Consider the following 15,065-nt stretch of genomic DNA (forward strand, 5'->3'; position numbering starts at 1 on the left):
CGCTTGCGGTTCGCGTGCCGGACGCCGTCAGCGTCCGGACTAGGCGTGCTGCCGGCGGTCAGCCACCCGGCGCTGCGCCGTTCCGGGTTGTACCGGCGCTCCGTGGCGGCGGCGCCGTGGTGCTGCGGACGATCAGTTGGTGCGGGGCGACCGTGGAGCGCACTGACCCGGCGATCCCGTCGAGCTCGTCCAGCAGCATTTTGGTGCCCAGTTCGGCCTGCTCGTCCGGGCGCTGCCCGACGGTGGTGAGACCCATGGCCTCGGAAAAGTCGTGGTCGTCGATCCCGATCACGGAGAGATCCGCAGGGACCCGCACCCCGGCCCGCGCGGCCTCGAAGATGATCCCCATGGCCATCTCGTCCGACGCGCAGAAAATTGCCGTGGGTTTCGGACCGGGCCTGTCCCACAGCCGGCGGAAGGCGTTCTGGCCGCTGCGGACCGTGAAATCCCCCCATTCGTCCCATTCCTCGCGGACGTTCAGGCCGGCTTCGGCCATCACGTCCTGGAACGCTTTGATCCGGACCCGGGGGACGTCGAAGTTGAGGTCGGTTTCGTCGTCGCCGTGCAGCAGCGCGATCTCCGTATGCCCGAGTCCGATCAGGTGCCGCACTGCCGTCGCGGCGGCGGCGTAGTCGTCGATTCCGATGTAGGGGCATTCCTCGACGTGGCCTCCGACGACGACCAACGGGATGTCGATCTTTTGGAGGTGCTCGATTTCTTCATGCGTCAGCGCCATACACAGCACCAGCAGCGCATCGATCTGCTTGTAGACCATCGTTTTGCTGAAGAGCCGCTCGCGGTGGCTGCCGTGGCCGCCCAGATTGAACAAAGAGAGGTTGTACTGCCGGGCATGCAGTTCCCGGTCTGCGCCCTCGATGGCCTTGGAGAAGAACCAGCGGCTGACGAACGGGGCCAGCACGCCGATGGTCTTGGTGCGCCCGGTAGCCAATCCGGACGCCGAGGAGGAGGCGACGTAGCCCAGGGCTTCGGCGATGCCCAGGATCTTCTCCCGGGTGGCCGGGGAGACCCTGGGCAGACCGCGGACGGCGCGGGACACGGTGGCGGTGGACACTCCGGCGGCAAGGGCCACATCCTCGATGCTGACGCCGGAGTGGCCTCCGCGTTGCGCCCTGTCTGTTGTCTTTGCCACCGTGTCCCCTTGTCGACTGTCTGCTGCCGCCTGATGTCCGGCGCAGGAGTTCCTTGTTCGCCTCCCCACGGCAACGGCGCCCCCGCGCCCGTCCTCAGTTGCGTCTGGTTGCCGTCCTTTCGGGCAGGCGGCGGCGCAGCCGGATCAATCCGTACAGGGCCAGCACCATAGCCAGCAGGCCCAGGGCCCAGCCAAGCGCCGGCTCGCCGGTTACCTCCATCCAGACGGTGACCACAAACAGCACCAGCGCCCAGAAGCCGAGGAGCCCGATAATGATGTCGAAGTCCTCGCCGGAGCGGACACGACGGTGTTCGCTCCGGACCAGACCACGGGTAGGTTTGCCGTTCACTGCCGGGCCATCACTTCACGGCGCCGGCGGTGAGACCAGCGACGATCTTACGCTGGAAGACCAGCACCAGGATGACCAGCGGAATTGTGACGATCGTTCCGGCAGCCATGATGGCCGTGTACGGAATCTGTTGCGGCTGGGCCCCGGCGAAGTTGGCGATAGCCACCGTTACCGGCTGGGTTGCGTCGTTCGAGAGCTGGCTGGCAATCAGGAACTCATTCCACGAGGAGATGAACGCCAGGATCGCCGTCGTGAAGATGGCCGGCGCCGCAAGCGGCATGATCACCCTGCGGAACGCCTGCCCCTGGGTGCACCCGTCCACGCGGGCCGCTTCTTCAAGCTCCCACGGCATTTCCCGGAAGAACGATGTCATGGTGTACACCGTCAGCGGGAGGACGAAGGAGATGTTCGGAATGATCAGTGCCTGGTAGGTGCCGATCCAGCCGATGTTCGTGAACAGCTGGAACAACGGGGTGATGAGGGCGACGCCGGGGAACATGGAGGCTCCCAGGATGAAGCCCAGCACGAAGTACTTGAACCGGAAGTTCAACCGGGCCAGGGCATAGGCCGCGAACACACCGAGAACCAGCGAGATCACGGTTACCGTCACACCGATGAACACACTGTTCAGCAGTGCCTGGCCGAACCTGTTGCCGAACGAGGTATCAAAGGCGGTGCGGAAGTTGTCGAGCGTGATGTGGGTGGGCAGGAGCGACGTGTCGTAGGTGTACCCCACGTCGCGGAACGCCGTCACCACCATCCAGTACGCCGGAGCGAGGCACCAGAACAGGATCACGGCGGCACTGACGTACGTGCGGACGCTGGCCCACTTCTCGCGGTTCTGGGCCGCCTTGCGGCCACGGTCCTGCTCGGCCCGGAGTTCGGTCGCGGCGGTCATTTCTTCCCCTTACCTGCACCGGTCTGCTGCTCCACGACATTCGCTCCGAGGAAGCGGACGAAGATGAAGGCCACCATGAAGATGATGATGAACGTAATGGTGGACAAGGCCGCGGCTGAGTTGAAGCCTTGCCTGATTTGGTTGACCACCAATATGGAGAGCGTCGTGGTGTTGTTGGAGCCTTCCGTCAGAATGTACGGGAGGTCGAACATGCGCAGGGCATCCAGCGTCCGGAAGAGGATGGCGACCATCAGCGCCGGCTTCACCAGCGGCAGGGTGATCATCCGGAACCGCTGCCATGCGGACGCGCCGTCGACCTTGGCAGCTTCGTAGACCTCGGCCGGAATCATCTGCAGCCCTGCCAGGATCAGGAGGGCCATAAACGGCGTCGTTTTCCAGGTGTCGGCAATGATGACCGCCCACCGGGCCGGGATTTCGCTGCCCGTCCACAGGATGGTGGTGTTGAACAGCTTGTTGCCGATGCCCTCAAAAGCGAAGATGAACAGCCACAGCTGGGCCGTGACGGCTGTGGGGATGGCCCACGGCACCAGCACGGCCGCGCGGACCAGGCTGCGGCCCCGGAAGGTGCGGGCCATAATGATCGCCATCCAGAAGCCCAGGATCGTCTCCAGCGTCACCGTGACGATGGTGAAGTAGAAGGTGGTTCCCGTGGCGGACCAGAACTGCGAACCGAGGGTACCCGGCGGGCAGGCCACGGTTCCGCCGCCCGGGGCGGCGCACTGCTGGAAAAGCCAGTTGGTGTAATTCGAGAAACCGGCGGGCCCACCCTCGGTGAAGAGTCCCGTGACGGGGTCAAGGCCGGCATCCTTCTGGAAGGACATCACGATGGCGCTGATGATCGGGTAGACGATCACAATTGCCAGCGCGACGATGGTTGGCGCCAGCAGCCACGAGGCCCACTTGCCCTGGCTCGCTATTGCGTTGTCCTCCCCCACGCCCTTGGGCCCGTGGTGGATCGGGGTACCGCCCGACGCCGGTTCCTTGACCGGCGTCGGGCCCAATTCGGTAGCCATGGCTGGACTACTGTCCCGCGCTAGCGGACTCGATGGACGCCTGCATGTCGGACAAGGCCGCCTCTACGGTCTTTTCGCCCTTGATGGCGGCGTACGCGTTTTCCTGGATGGCCTTGGTGACGGCCGGGTAGAACGGGGTGACGGGACGCGGCACGGCGTTCTCGATCGAGGTCTTCAGCACCGGGAGGTAGGGCAGCTTCGCGACGAGTTCCTTATCGTCGTACAGCGCGCCGAGCACCGGGGCCAGGGAGCCCTGCGTGGCGTAGAACTTCTGGGTTTCCTCGGAGGTGAGGAACTTCAGGAAGTCCAGGGCAGTGGCCTTGTTCTTCGAGTACACACTCATGCCGGCGCTGTGTCCGCCCAGTGTCGATGCGCCGGGGCCGTCCGCGCCGACCAGCGCGGTCATGCCGAGGACGTCCTTGACCTTTGACGATCCTTCCGTCTTTGCCAGGTTGTAGACGTAGGGCCAGTTGCGGTGGAACAGGAGCTTGCCGTTCTGGAAGGCCTGACGGCCCTGTTCCTCTTGGAAGGTGATGGCTTCCTTCGGGATGCTGCCGTCGGCGTAGGCCTTGGTCAGAGTCTCGAGACCGGCCTTGGCTTCGGGGGTATTCAGGCTCGGCTTGCCTTCCGCGTTCAGGACGGAGCCGCCGGCGGAGTTGATGGCCTCCGACGTGTTCACCGTGAGGCCTTCATACTTGGCGTACTGGCCCGCGAAGCAACCGATGTTGTTTTCCTTGGCGATGGAGCACATGCTCATCATCTCGTCCCAGGTCTTGGGTGCTGTGGGGACGAGGTCCTTGCGGTAGTACAGGATGCCGCCGTCGGAGTTCTGCGGGGCCGCGTAAAGCGTGCCCTTGTACGAGGCACTCTCAACAGTCGGCTTCAGCATCGCCGAGGTGTCCAGCGCCATTTTGTCCTTGAGCGGCTGGAGCCAGCCCTTGGCGGCGAACTCGGCGGTCCACACGACGTCGACGCTGACGACGTCGTAGTTGGCGTTCTTGGCCTGGAAGTTCTGGACCAGGTCATCGTGCTGCTGGTCGGCCTGGTCGGTCTGCTCCTTGAACGTGACCTTCTCGTCCGGGTGGGCCGCATTCCACTTCTCGATCAGCGGGCGGACCACGTTGCTGTTGTCCTTGCCTTGGACGTAAGTGATGGGACCGCGGCTGTCGAGGCCCTGCTCGGCGTCGCCGCCGGCGGTCGTTCCGCCGCCGCCTCCGCCGCCACAGGCGGAGAGGGTGAGGGCTAGAACGCCTGCTGTGGCGATGGGAAGTAGGAACTTCGGTGTTTTCATACTGGAGGTCTCCTCGCTGAGTACCGGACAAAAAGGCGGTGCGTTGCAGTGGTGCCCATCACACTAATCAACACCCCGCGAGGAATGCAAGCGTTTACACACACCTTTACAAAAAGGAGACCGTCGGCGCGTGGGCTGCCTCAGGCGCCGTTCCGCGCCTTTTCAGGGGCGGCCGGCGGACCAACGGCCGCTGTGTGGCGCGTGAAGATGGCGCCGAAAGTCCACGGCCTGGTCAGCGGACCCGGTCGGCCCGCCCGAATCTCGACCTCGCACCGGAGGCAATGTGGATGAGCACCGGGGTGCGTTTGCCGAGCGCAGCGTCGAGGGCCTCCACGAGGGCGGACACCTCCGCCGCCAGCCGGTGGGGGGCCACGCCCTGGCGGGGCTGGATCCTGATTCTCAGGCCCGGTTCACCGCGGAATTCGTACGTGGCGACGGTGACGCCTGCCAGGTCCGGACGGTCCGCCAAGGCGGTCCGGAGCGCCTGTTCGGCCACGCCGCTGCCGATCCGGACGTTTCCCGGCACGTCGCCCGGCTCTTCTTCGGACACGAGGAGGTTGGCCCGGCCCTTGCCCTGCTGGGCGACCCACGCCACCATGGCGCCAATCACCAGGAGCAGCAGCAGAACCACTACAATCCAGAGCCAACTCTCCGCACGCCCCGGGAAGCGCGTGCGTTCGAAGAGATCGCGCCAGAGGCTCCAGACTCCGGCGGCCCAACTCTGCCACCACACGCCGACGGCCGGCACACTCGCGAGCAGGATGAGCAGGACTCCGATGGCGAGGAGCTTGAAGCCGAGGACGCCGATCAGGATGCGGTTGAGGATCCTGGGGGTGCCGTTCATGCGCCGACCACCCCGGTTGTGGTCACATTGATCCGGACTTCCGGTGCGGGAACCGGACCCATGTCCCGGAGCTCATCCTTCACCGCGGCGAGGACGGCGTCCGGGCTCAGCGGCACGCCGGAAGTGGGCCGGACGCTGACGTCGACCTGACGTCTGGACACGGTCACCATCACCTGTTCTTGGCTCACGTTGGCGGCCAGCCTTGTACGCCGCGCCAGCGCGGACGCAATGACTTCGTCGTCCACGACGACGGCGGCGCGGCGGTCCGGCAGTACGTGGCGGGCACGGCGTCCGGGCAGTACAGCGTTCAGGAAAAAGAACAGCCCCGCCATCACCAGCACCGCGCCGAGGACGCCGAGCAGGAGCGGCGGGACCCCGTCCGGGAGTGCCACCACCCGTTCCGCGGCAGTCTGCGGATCCACCAGCCAGGGTGGCTGGCCGACGGCCCGGACCGCGGTTTCCAGGAGGGCGTAGATGCACAGTGCAATGACCAGCACGGCGGCGATGATCGAGGCAACGGCCCTTGAGGAGTGGGTTTCGCGTTTGAGGATTTCTTCCCCCGCGCGGCCGGTCCCCGCATCGTCATTGCCGGCCGAAGGTGCCTCGCCGGGAGCGGACGGCTCGTAGCTCCCGCGGCCGGAATTGTGGTGGGTGACGTGACTCAACGGACGCGTCCTCCTTCACTCATGCTGGCGCCGCTGATGCGGATGTCCACCCGGCTCAGCCGGGCCCCGCTCAGCGCGGTTACGCGCTGGAGGATTTCGGATTTGGCGGCCACGGCCCGGTCCCACATGGTCCCGCCGAAGCCCGCGACCCGTCCGGGGTCCCGCAGGACTGCGGTGAGCGCGGGGGCGGCGATGGGTGCGACAAGGGACAGCGCCAGCAGCCCGTCGTCGTCGGACCATTCCGCCCGGACCTCGTGCGGCGTGACGCCGAGGGCTTCCGCCGCGGCGGCCCGGGCCACGCTGGTCAGCGCCTGGGTGCTGATCCGGGTGTGCCCGGCCATCTCAGCGACGCGGACAGCACCTGCCGTGCCGCTCATGAGGAGGAACGCCGGCCTGTGAGGGCATCAAGCACGCTGCGCAGGTCCAGTTTTCCTTCCGCGGCGCGGCCCAGCAGGGCTCCGATCCCCATGAACAGCAGGGCGCCCAGGAACCCCCAGACGCCGAACTGGAAGGACATGAACGCCACAAAGGCCCCCATGGCGATCCCCACCACGGTAAGACTCACTGGATTGCCTCCCTTGCGGGCCGCGTCTCGGCCGCGGTGCCGGGCTTTGCCGGTCCGGGCACGTAGACATCGTTGATTTCGATGTTGACTTCGATGACCTGGAGCCCGACGAGCTCCTCGACCGCCGCATACACGGCAGCGCGAATCTGGTCCGCCAAGGGGTGGAGAGGCGTGCCGTAGAGCGCCACCAGGTCGATGTCCACGGCCACCTGCGTTTCGCCGACCTCGGCGCGGACGCCGGCGGCGTGGTCCGAGCTGCCCACCGCGTCGCGGAAGGCACCCAGCGCACGGGACGGGCCGGAGCCCAGGGAGTAAACGCCGGGGACAGCGCGGGCGGCGATGCCCGCGACCTTCGCGACGGCGTTTTCGGAAATGACAGTCCGGCCACTACCGGGCAGCAGTGCGGCCTGCCCGGGGTCCGGGACCGCTACGGGCTGAGGATTCTGGTATTCCATGAGGCACTCCCCCTTCTCTTTGTCACCACCCTAGTACCTGCCAGTGACAAGGTGGCCGGTTGACCCCGGGGAGGGGCTGCCCGGGACGGCCGTGCCCCTTCGAGGAAATCCGTGGAGACCCGGCACGCCTAGGCTATCGCCGGCGGAAGCGCGCTGAACAGGTCCGCTACCCGCAGTTGGCGGCGATCCAGGTCTGCACTGGAGCCATGGCGTCCTGGATCTTTCCGCTCGAGAAAACCGTCTGATCCTTGATGCCGGCGATGGCCACCTGGCTGAGGGTGGTGAAATCCGCTTTGATGCTGTCCGGCGCGCGTTCCGCGGTGCGGGTCAGTTCCGCTTTGGCCTGCTCCAGCTCGGCCGCCGTGCCCTGAGCCGCCGAGAGCGGGAGGAGGGTGGAGCCGGTGGCCTGTTCGGAAATCGTGGTGCAGGCCTCGACTGCCGTGGCGAAACCGCCCCAGGGGCCGGAAGACTCACTGGAGCTGGCGGTCGCGGACGCCGGCGCGGCGCTGGCGGTCGCGGACGCCGGCGCAGGGCCGGCGGCTTCGGGCGCGGAGCAGGCAGTGAGTGCGGAGGCTGCCAGGAGGGCGACGGCGGTCAACGGGCGTGCAACATTCTTCAAAATCACGTTTTTGGAATCACTTTTCGGTTGAGATTGCACCGCCGGGCCCGATCGGGCGTCCGGCGGCCTTGGCGTTCTTTCCCCAGCGTGCGAGTCTAGCCGCCGTTTCCTGTCGGCTGGTCCGTAACCGCCCTTTTGGCCGCCCGGAACGGCAGCTACGGAGCAGTCGATGCGTTAAAGAAGAAAAGCACCAGTTCTCAAAGAACTGATGCTTCCCAGTGGTGGCTCCGACCGGCGTCGATCCGGTGACCTTTCGATTTTCAGTCGAACGCTCTACCAACTGAGCTACAGAGCCTAGGTGACATGTCACCATGAGAGCCGGAATTTCTTCTGGCAATCAGAGCGACCCTGACGGGACTTGAACCCGCGACCTCCGCCGTGACAGGGCGGCGCGCTAACCAACTGCGCTACAGGGCCTTGCGTTTTTCTTGCTTCTCTGCAGTATCGCTACCGCAATTTTTCAAGGCCTTTAGCCTACCAGACTTTCACACCCGGTTTGACCAGTTCCTTGCGTACCCCCAACGGGATTCGAACCCGTGCCGCCGCCGTGAAAGGGCGGTGTCCTAGGCCGCTAGACGATGGGGGCCAGGACGCCATTCGGCTAAACCCGCTGAATCAAGGGCAAAAATTAAGGGCCGAAGCCTTCCGTTTTTGTCCTTTCGGGTTCCTCCGAACTGGACTATAAAACTATAAGGGCAGACCCCCGGATTATCCAAAATCGACGGGACGCCGCACTTTGGCGGCGCTCAGCTGCGGCCAGCCGGGGCTTGGTGCGCCCGCTCCACATCGGCGGCCGTATCCACCTCACCGCCGGCCCGCAAGCCCGCCACGACACCGTCAATGTCGGCCGCCGACCGGTTCTGGCTGAGCTTGCGTTTCGCTTCAACCCTCGTGATGACAAGCTCGACGCCGACGATCGCCCGGAGCTGCCCTGTGATGTAACGCGCGGGCGCATCGTCCACGGCCCAGGGGTGTTCCGATGCTGCTTCATGAAGCGTGGTCAGCCGCCGGACAAGACCTTCAACCCAAGCCGGGTCATCGTGGACGACGAGGCGGCCGTATACGTGCGCGGTGGTGTAGTTCCAGGTCGGGACAACCCGGCCGTGTTCGGCCTTCGCGGCATACCAAGACGGGGAAATGTAGGCATCGGAGCGTTGGATGATGACTAGGGATTCGCCCGACGCCGGGAGCCGCCACTGGTCGTTGTTGCGGGCCAGGTGGCCCTGCAGGGATCCGTGCTCGCCCGACTCCGGGTCAAAAACGAACGGCACAAGGGTGGCGAGCAGGCCATGCTCGGTCGAGGTCACCAGGTTGGCCGCGCCCGGGTTTGAGAGCAACTCGTTGATGGCGGCCTGGTCGGCGGCGAAGTGCGAAGGGACGTACATGGGGGCTTCCCTTGTCGGTTTGTGTTGAGGCGGTATTACGCGGGACGGCTGGCTATCTCAGGCTACGAGCATGACCGCGAGTGTGACCATAACCAAGGCGATGCCGCCGTCGAGCACGCGCCAGCTGCCCGGCCGGGCGAACACCGGCGCGAGGAACCGGGCGCCTGCGCCGAGGGCGGCGAACCACGCAATGCTGCCCAGACCGGCTCCGCCGGCGAACCACCACCGCCCGTCCGGGCCGTGGGTCCCCGCCAGGGACCCCAGCAGCAGCACGGTGTCCAAGTAGACGTGGGGGTTGAGCCAGGTCAGCGCGAGGCAGGTCCCGAGCGCGGCCGCCCAGGTTCCCTGCTGCCCGGTCGACAGCTGCGACGCCTGCGTTCCGCGGATGGCTCGCCGCGCGGCCATCAGGCCGTAAACCAGAAGGAACGCGGCTCCGGCCCAACGCACCACCTCAAGAACGCCGGGCGCCTGCTCGATGAGGACGCCCACCCCGGCCACGCCCAGCACGATCAGGACAAGATCGGAGAGGGCGCACACGGCAACCACCAGCAGCACGTGCGAGCGCTGGACGCCCTGGCGGAGAACGAAGGCGTTCTGCGCACCGATGGCGACGATGAGGGACAGCCCGCTGGCGAGGCCCGAGAGGAGAGAGAGGATCACGGGTTCCACGCTAGAGGGCCGGGCAGCATGAAACCAGTTAATAATTCTGGTCCAACATAAGATTGGCTAATGATTGACATTCATCCGGAGCAGGCCCGGACCCTCGCGGCCATCGTGGCGCACGGAAGCTTCGAGGCCGCCGCCCGCCACCTCTTGGTTACGGCGTCGGCGGTGAGCCAGCGCGTCCGCGCCCTCGAAGTGGCCGTTGGCCGGCCGGTGCTCAAAAGGACCCGCCCGGTGGAACTCACCGCTTCCGGCCACGCGGTGGTGCGCTTCGCCCGGCAACTGGACATGCTCTCCGCCGATCTGGCCGAAGAGCTTCAGCCCGGCGCCCGGCCCGCCAGCGTCCGGCTGACCCTGGTTATTAACAGCGATTCGCTGCACACGTGGGCGCTGCCCGGCCTGGCCTCCGTGGCGGGCAAGGTCCAGCTGGAGATCCTGCGCGAGGACCAGGACTATTCACTGGAACTCCTGCGCAGCGGCGCCGCAGCGGCCGCCATCACCACCACGGCCAAGGCGGCTCCGGGCTGCTCCTCCCGACGCTTGGGTGTCATGCGCTACCTGCCGGTCTGCACGCCGGACTTCGCGGCCCGGTGGTTTTCCGGCGGCGCGACGGCGGACACGCTCGCCGTCGCCCCTGTGATCGTTTACGACCGCAAGGACGACCTGCAGGACCGCTACCTGCGGGGCGTGAGCCGCAAAACCCTCCAGCCGCCGCGGCATTTCGTCCCGGCCGCCCACGAGTTCGGGGAAGCCATCCGTTGGGGGATGGGGTGGGGGCTGCTCCCCGAAATCGAGGTCTCGGACGAACTGAAGCGCCGCACGATGGTCTCCCTGGACCCCGCGGCGCGCGTGGATGTGCCGCTGCACTGGCAGCAATGGCGGCACGGTTCGGCTGCCCTGGAGGAGGTCGCGGCCGCCGTCCTGGCCGCCGCCCGCCTCCTCCGGTGAGCCCGCCGGTGGCGGGCGCGCCGCGACTGGCAGGAACTCGCGTAGACGTGACCGATTTCCGCCAGTCCCCGGGCCGCCGCACCGGCTAGATTGGCATCATGGCAACAACCGCCCAGACAGGCTCCCCCCAACCGGACAGCGCACGCCCGGGCCGCACCCACGACGTGCCGCCCGCCACCCGCTCCGCAAAACAGCCCCTCCCCCCGGCCCAGATCAGCCGCCTCGGCATCGCCGCCGTGGTGGTCACCGTCGTGCTGTGGGCGTCCGCCTTTGTGGGCATCCGGGCCGTGGGGCCCAGCTTCTCCCCCGGCTCCCTGACCCTGGGCCGGCTAGCGATTGCCGCCGTCGTACTGGGCCTGGTGGTGCTGCCGCAGATCCGGAAGAACCCCAACCTCCCCCGGGGCCGCGAATGGTGGCCCATCCTGGCCTACGGTGTCATGTGGTTCGGCGGCTACAACGTCGCCCTGAACGCCGCCGAACACCTGCTCGACGCCGGCACGGCCGCCCTGCTGATCAACGTCAACCCGATCCTGGTGGCCATCATGGCCGGGGTGATCCTCAAGGAGGGCTTCCCCCGCTGGCTGATCATCGGCAGCCTTGTCGCGTTCGCCGGCGTCGCCGTGATCGCGCTCGGGTCCGGGCAGCGGTCCACGGCGGACGTCGCCGGGGTGCTGCTGTGCCTGCTGGCGGCTGCCCTCGCCGCGGTGAGTGTGATCGTGCAGAAGCCCGTCCTGCGAAAGTTCCCCGCCGCCCAGGCCACCTGGTACGGAATCATGGTCGGCGCGCTCTGCTGCCTGCCCTTCAGCGGCCAGCTGGTCTCCGAGCTGCAGGCGGCCCCGCTGCCGGCGACGCTGGGGCTCGTCTACCTCGGCATCTTCCCGACTGCGATCGCGTTCACCACCTGGGCCTACGCACTGTCCCTGATCGACGCCGGCCGGCTCGCGGCCACCACCTACCTCGTGCCCGGCACCACGATCCTGATCTCCTGGCTGGTGCTCGGCGAGATCCCCACCGTCTGGGGCCTCGTCGGCGGTGTCATCTGCCTGGTGGGGGTGGGGCTGACCCGGCGCCGGTCCCGCTGATTCGGCGCTAGAGTTCAGCTATGCCCGCTTCCTTGCCGCCAGGCCTGCCCATCATTCCGGACGGCGCGGATGACGGCGACGAGGGCGACAGTCATGCCCCGTTCCCGATGTCCGAACCGGATTTCGAAGCCGCCGTCAGCGACGCCCTGGACCGGATCCCACCGGAGCTGGCGCAGACCATGAACAACGTGGCCATCTTCATCGAGGACGACTACACACCGCAGCCGGGCGAGGACCCCGACACCGTGCTGCTGGGACTCTACGAAGGCGTGCCCCTGACCGAACGGGACTCCTGGTGGGACGCCGGCTCCCTGCCGGACCGCATCACCATCTACCGCCAGCCGATCCTGGACATCTGCGAGTCGCGCGAGGACGTGATCGAGGAAGTGACGATCACCGTGGTCCACGAGATCGCGCACCACTTCGGCATCAGCGACGACCGGCTGCACGAGCTCGGCTGGGGCTAGCCTTGTAGGCATGGGACACGACCACAGCCACTCGCACGGGATTACCGCGACCGGGAAGCACCGCAAGCGCCTGGTCGCGGTCCTGGCCATCACCCTCGCCGTCGTCCTGATCCAGATCGTCGGAGCCCTGATTTCGGGGTCCCTGGCCCTGCTGGCCGATGCCGGCCACATGCTGTCCGACGCGGCCGGCGTCTTTATCGCCCTTCTGGCCGCCTGGATCGCCTCCCGGCCCGCGAGCGACCAGCGCACCTACGGCTACCAGCGCGCCGAAGTGCTGGCCGCCCTGGCCAACGCCCTGGTGCTGATGGTCATCTCGGTGGTCATCTTCACGGAGGCCATCCGCCGGATTGGCTCCGCTCCCGAGGTCCAGACCGACGTGATGCTCTACGCGGCCGTTCTGGGCGCCGTCGCCAACCTCGTGTCGCTGCTGATCCTGCGCGGTGCGCAGAAGGAAAGCCTGAACGTCCGGGGCGCCTACCTCGAGGTCCTGGGCGATCTGCTCGGCTCCTTCGCGGTCATCGCCGCCGCAGTGGTCATTATGGTCACGGGGTTCCAGTCGGCGGACAACATCGCTTCGATCGTGATTGCGCTGATGATCCTGCCCCGGGCCTGGCACCTGCTCCGCGATGTGGTGGATGTACTGCTCGAGGCGACCCCCAAGGGTGTGGACGTGCAGCTGATCCGCGAGCACATCCTTGCCGTGGAGGGTGTGGCGTCCGTGCACGACATCCATATCTGGACCATCACCTCCGGTGTACCGGTGTTTTCCGCCCATGTGGTGGTGGAGGATGCAGCCCTGGGCGCCCGCGGCGCAGACCAGGTCCTGGACAAACTCGTCAGCTGCCTGGGCTCGCATTTCGACACGGAGCACTGCACCTTCCAGCTGGAACCGGCCTCCCACGCGGAGCACGAATCACACCAGCACGCCTAGGCGCGGAACGCACGGAATGTCCGCGGCGCCGGGCGACACACCCCGCCAACGTGTGACCAAATGACATTCTTGTTGTTTATGTTATTGATGTGACCAGTGTTGCCAAAGTGGCCATTGGCACGTAGCCTCGACCGTGCTGGGGGATCAGCCGGGCGTTTCCACGCGCCGGCATCCACGCTTGCCCGCTCCAGCCCGATATCTGCAGCGAGGGTTTGACCATGACTTGGACCGGTTCCGGCCGAAAGACGGCCGTGCTGTGCGCCGCCGTCGTACTCCTGGGAACACTGGCCGTGCCCGCGCACGCCGCGCCGCCGGCGAAGGCTGCACAGGTCCCGGCTGTTCAGGTCCCGGCTGTTCAGGTCCCGGCTGTTCAGGACGTTCCATCTCCGGACGAGATTGCCGCCGCCAAGTCCAGTGAAAGCGCGACGGCGGCGCAGGTCGCCGCCATTGACGGGCTGCTGGCTGACGCGTCGGCGGCCCAGGACGCCAGCCTCGAGGCTTCCCTGCAGGCCAACAATGCGTACGGCGAGGCGCTCGTGGAACTCCAGCTCCGGCGCGACGCCGCTGAAGTTGCCGCCGCCAGGGCTTCGTCGGCCGGGGAGGAGCAGGAGAAGACGCGCAAGCAGATCGGCCAGCTCGCCGGCGATCTGTACCGCAACGGCGGGCTGAATCCCGCGCTGAGCAGCTTTGTCAGCGGCAGCGGCAATGCCCTGCAGCAGGCCGCCACCTTGGAGGCCGTGACCGCCGGCCGTTCCCGGGCTTTCCAGTCGGCGGAAACAGCGGCAGTGGCAGCTGATTCGCTGACGGCCGCCGCCGCGGATGCAAACCGGGCTGCCGATGAGGCCGCGCAGACAGCGGAGGAACGCAAGCTCGACGCCCAGCGCGCCAGCGACGCCCAGCGGGAGGCCGTGTCCACGGCCAGGGCGCAGCGCACCGTGCTGGTGGACCAGCTGGCGACCCTCAAGAACACCACCGTTGCGTTGGAATCGGCCCGCGTGGATGCCCTGGAGCGGCAGCGCCAGCAGGACCGGCTGGCGGCAGTAACGGCAGCCGCCGCGCAGGGCCAGGGTCAGGCGCCCGGCCCGCGGCCGGAGCCCCGGCCCGGCACCCTTCCGGACGCCGGGGACCCCGCCCCGGGAAACCAGGGTCCGCAGGCACCCGCCGCGCCCGCTCCGGCGCCGCCGGGCGCACCCGTTCCCGCGCCGGCGCCATCCGCGCCCGCCGTCCCCGCTCCTGCACCGGCACCTCAGCCCGCGCCGGCTCCTGCTCCTGCTCCTGCTCCTGCTCCTGCTCCTGCTCCTGCTCCTGCTCCTGCTCCTGGCGGATCCAACCAAACAGCGATCTCGGTGGCTCACGGCAAGGTCGGCGCGCCCTATTTCTACCAGTACGGCGGAACGGGCGCCCGCGGCTTCGACTGCTCCGGCCTGGTGCAGAACGCTTTCGCCGCAGCCGGAAAATACCTGCCGCGCACGGCGTCCCAGCAGTTCGCCCAGGCGCCCGTGCACGTTCCGCTCTCCCAGGCCCGGCCGGGCGACTTGCTGGTCTGGGGATCGGCACCGGGTTTCTACCACGTGGCGATCTACCTCGGCGGCGGCCGCGTGGTCCAGGCACTGAACGAAGACGCCGGAATCACCGTGACGGACCTTGCGTCCATGTCCGGGATGCAGCTCCACCCCGTCGCGGCCCGATACTGAGCCGTTCCCGCCGCATACATCTGAC

18 protein-coding genes and 3 tRNA genes are annotated in these 15,065 nt (G+C 67.2%); 5 read left to right on the forward strand and 16 right to left on the reverse strand.

Features of this window, described 5'->3' with window-relative positions; all coding sequences use genetic code 11:
- Positions 1–58 precede the first annotated feature (58 nt).
- The 16 genes from ASE96_RS06790 to ASE96_RS06865 form a co-directional block, all read right to left on the reverse strand.
- On the reverse strand, positions 59–1,150 hold the full coding sequence (locus ASE96_RS06790; protein ID WP_056427855.1) for a LacI family DNA-binding transcriptional regulator: 1,092 nt from the start codon (positions 1,148–1,150) through the stop codon (positions 59–61).
- Positions 1,151–1,244: 94 nt separating this feature from the next.
- Positions 1,245–1,499, reverse strand: coding sequence for a hypothetical protein (locus tag ASE96_RS06795; protein ID WP_056427858.1), 255 nt, complete (start codon positions 1,497–1,499; stop codon positions 1,245–1,247).
- Between the two features lie 10 nt (positions 1,500–1,509).
- Positions 1,510–2,397, reverse strand: a complete 888-nt coding sequence (locus ASE96_RS06800) for a carbohydrate ABC transporter permease (RefSeq protein ID WP_056427860.1) — start codon at positions 2,395–2,397, stop codon at positions 1,510–1,512.
- Positions 2,394–3,431 carry a carbohydrate ABC transporter permease gene (locus ASE96_RS06805; RefSeq protein WP_056427862.1) on the reverse strand — a complete coding sequence of 346 codons (1,038 nt, stop codon included), beginning with the start codon at positions 3,429–3,431 and terminating at the stop codon, positions 2,394–2,396. Before ASE96_RS06805 ends, ASE96_RS06800 begins: the two co-directional genes overlap by 4 nt.
- A 7-nt stretch (positions 3,432–3,438) precedes the next feature.
- Positions 3,439–4,722: an ABC transporter substrate-binding protein gene (locus ASE96_RS06810; RefSeq protein ID WP_056427864.1), complete on the reverse strand. Its 1,284-nt coding sequence runs from the start codon at positions 4,720–4,722 to the stop codon at positions 3,439–3,441.
- Positions 4,723–4,954: 232 nt separating this feature from the next.
- Positions 4,955–5,566, reverse strand: a complete 612-nt coding sequence (locus ASE96_RS06815) for a hypothetical protein (RefSeq protein ID WP_056427867.1) — start codon at positions 5,564–5,566, stop codon at positions 4,955–4,957.
- On the reverse strand, positions 5,563–6,231 hold the full coding sequence (locus ASE96_RS06820; protein WP_056427870.1) for a DUF6286 domain-containing protein: 669 nt from the start codon (positions 6,229–6,231) through the stop codon (positions 5,563–5,565). The genes ASE96_RS06815 and ASE96_RS06820 overlap by 4 nt, the downstream gene beginning before the upstream one ends.
- Positions 6,228–6,608: a hypothetical protein gene (locus tag ASE96_RS06825; protein WP_056427873.1), complete on the reverse strand. Its 381-nt coding sequence runs from the start codon at positions 6,606–6,608 to the stop codon at positions 6,228–6,230. Before ASE96_RS06825 ends, ASE96_RS06820 begins: the two co-directional genes overlap by 4 nt.
- Positions 6,605–6,796 (reverse strand): hypothetical protein, encoded by a 192-nt coding sequence (locus ASE96_RS06830; RefSeq protein WP_056427875.1) that lies wholly within the window; start codon positions 6,794–6,796, stop codon positions 6,605–6,607. Before ASE96_RS06830 ends, ASE96_RS06825 begins: the two co-directional genes overlap by 4 nt.
- The gene (locus ASE96_RS06835; RefSeq protein ID WP_056427878.1) at positions 6,793–7,251 is read right to left on the reverse strand and encodes an Asp23/Gls24 family envelope stress response protein; all 459 of its coding nucleotides are present in this window, start codon (positions 7,249–7,251) and stop codon (positions 6,793–6,795) included. Before ASE96_RS06835 ends, ASE96_RS06830 begins: the two co-directional genes overlap by 4 nt.
- Positions 7,252–7,417: 166 nt before the next feature.
- A complete protein-coding gene (locus ASE96_RS06840; RefSeq protein ID WP_056429235.1) occupies positions 7,418–7,870 on the reverse strand; it encodes a hypothetical protein in 453 nt (150 codons plus the stop codon).
- 219 nt (positions 7,871–8,089) lie between these two features.
- Positions 8,090–8,165: transfer RNA gene (locus ASE96_RS06845), tRNA-Phe, on the reverse strand.
- Positions 8,166–8,213: 48 nt separating this feature from the next.
- A tRNA-Asp gene (locus ASE96_RS06850) sits at positions 8,214–8,287 on the reverse strand.
- Positions 8,288–8,383: 96 nt separating this feature from the next.
- Positions 8,384–8,456 (reverse strand) — tRNA-Glu (locus ASE96_RS06855).
- A gap of 160 nt (positions 8,457–8,616) precedes the next feature.
- On the reverse strand, positions 8,617–9,255 hold the full coding sequence (locus tag ASE96_RS06860; RefSeq protein WP_056427881.1) for an FMN-binding negative transcriptional regulator: 639 nt from the start codon (positions 9,253–9,255) through the stop codon (positions 8,617–8,619).
- Between the two features lie 57 nt (positions 9,256–9,312).
- Positions 9,313–9,915, reverse strand: coding sequence for a LysE/ArgO family amino acid transporter (locus ASE96_RS06865; RefSeq protein ID WP_056429236.1), 603 nt, complete (start codon positions 9,913–9,915; stop codon positions 9,313–9,315).
- Between the two features lie 69 nt (positions 9,916–9,984).
- Between ASE96_RS06865 and ASE96_RS06870 the strand changes: the two genes are divergently transcribed.
- The 5 genes from ASE96_RS06870 to ASE96_RS06890 all read left to right on the forward strand — a co-directional run bounded on the left by ASE96_RS06870 (position 9,985) and on the right by ASE96_RS06890 (position 15,040).
- On the forward strand, positions 9,985–10,866 hold the full coding sequence (locus tag ASE96_RS06870) for an ArgP/LysG family DNA-binding transcriptional regulator (protein ID WP_056427883.1): 882 nt from the start codon (positions 9,985–9,987) through the stop codon (positions 10,864–10,866).
- 98 nt (positions 10,867–10,964) lie between these two features.
- Positions 10,965–11,948 carry a DMT family transporter gene (locus ASE96_RS06875; RefSeq protein ID WP_056427886.1) on the forward strand — a complete coding sequence of 328 codons (984 nt, stop codon included), beginning with the start codon at positions 10,965–10,967 and terminating at the stop codon, positions 11,946–11,948.
- A 20-nt stretch (positions 11,949–11,968) separates the two neighbouring features.
- The gene (locus ASE96_RS06880; RefSeq protein ID WP_056427889.1) at positions 11,969–12,415 is read left to right on the forward strand and encodes a metallopeptidase family protein; all 447 of its coding nucleotides are present in this window, start codon (positions 11,969–11,971) and stop codon (positions 12,413–12,415) included.
- 10 nt (positions 12,416–12,425) lie between these two features.
- On the forward strand, positions 12,426–13,346 hold the full coding sequence (locus ASE96_RS06885) for a cation diffusion facilitator family transporter (protein WP_056427891.1): 921 nt from the start codon (positions 12,426–12,428) through the stop codon (positions 13,344–13,346).
- Between the two features lie 218 nt (positions 13,347–13,564).
- Positions 13,565–15,040, forward strand: coding sequence for a C40 family peptidase (locus ASE96_RS06890; protein ID WP_056429237.1), 1,476 nt, complete (start codon positions 13,565–13,567; stop codon positions 15,038–15,040).
- Positions 15,041–15,065 lie beyond the last annotated feature (25 nt).

The organism is Arthrobacter sp. Leaf69 (assembly GCF_001422645.1).
Taxonomy (GTDB): Bacteria; Actinomycetota; Actinomycetes; order Actinomycetales; family Micrococcaceae; genus Arthrobacter.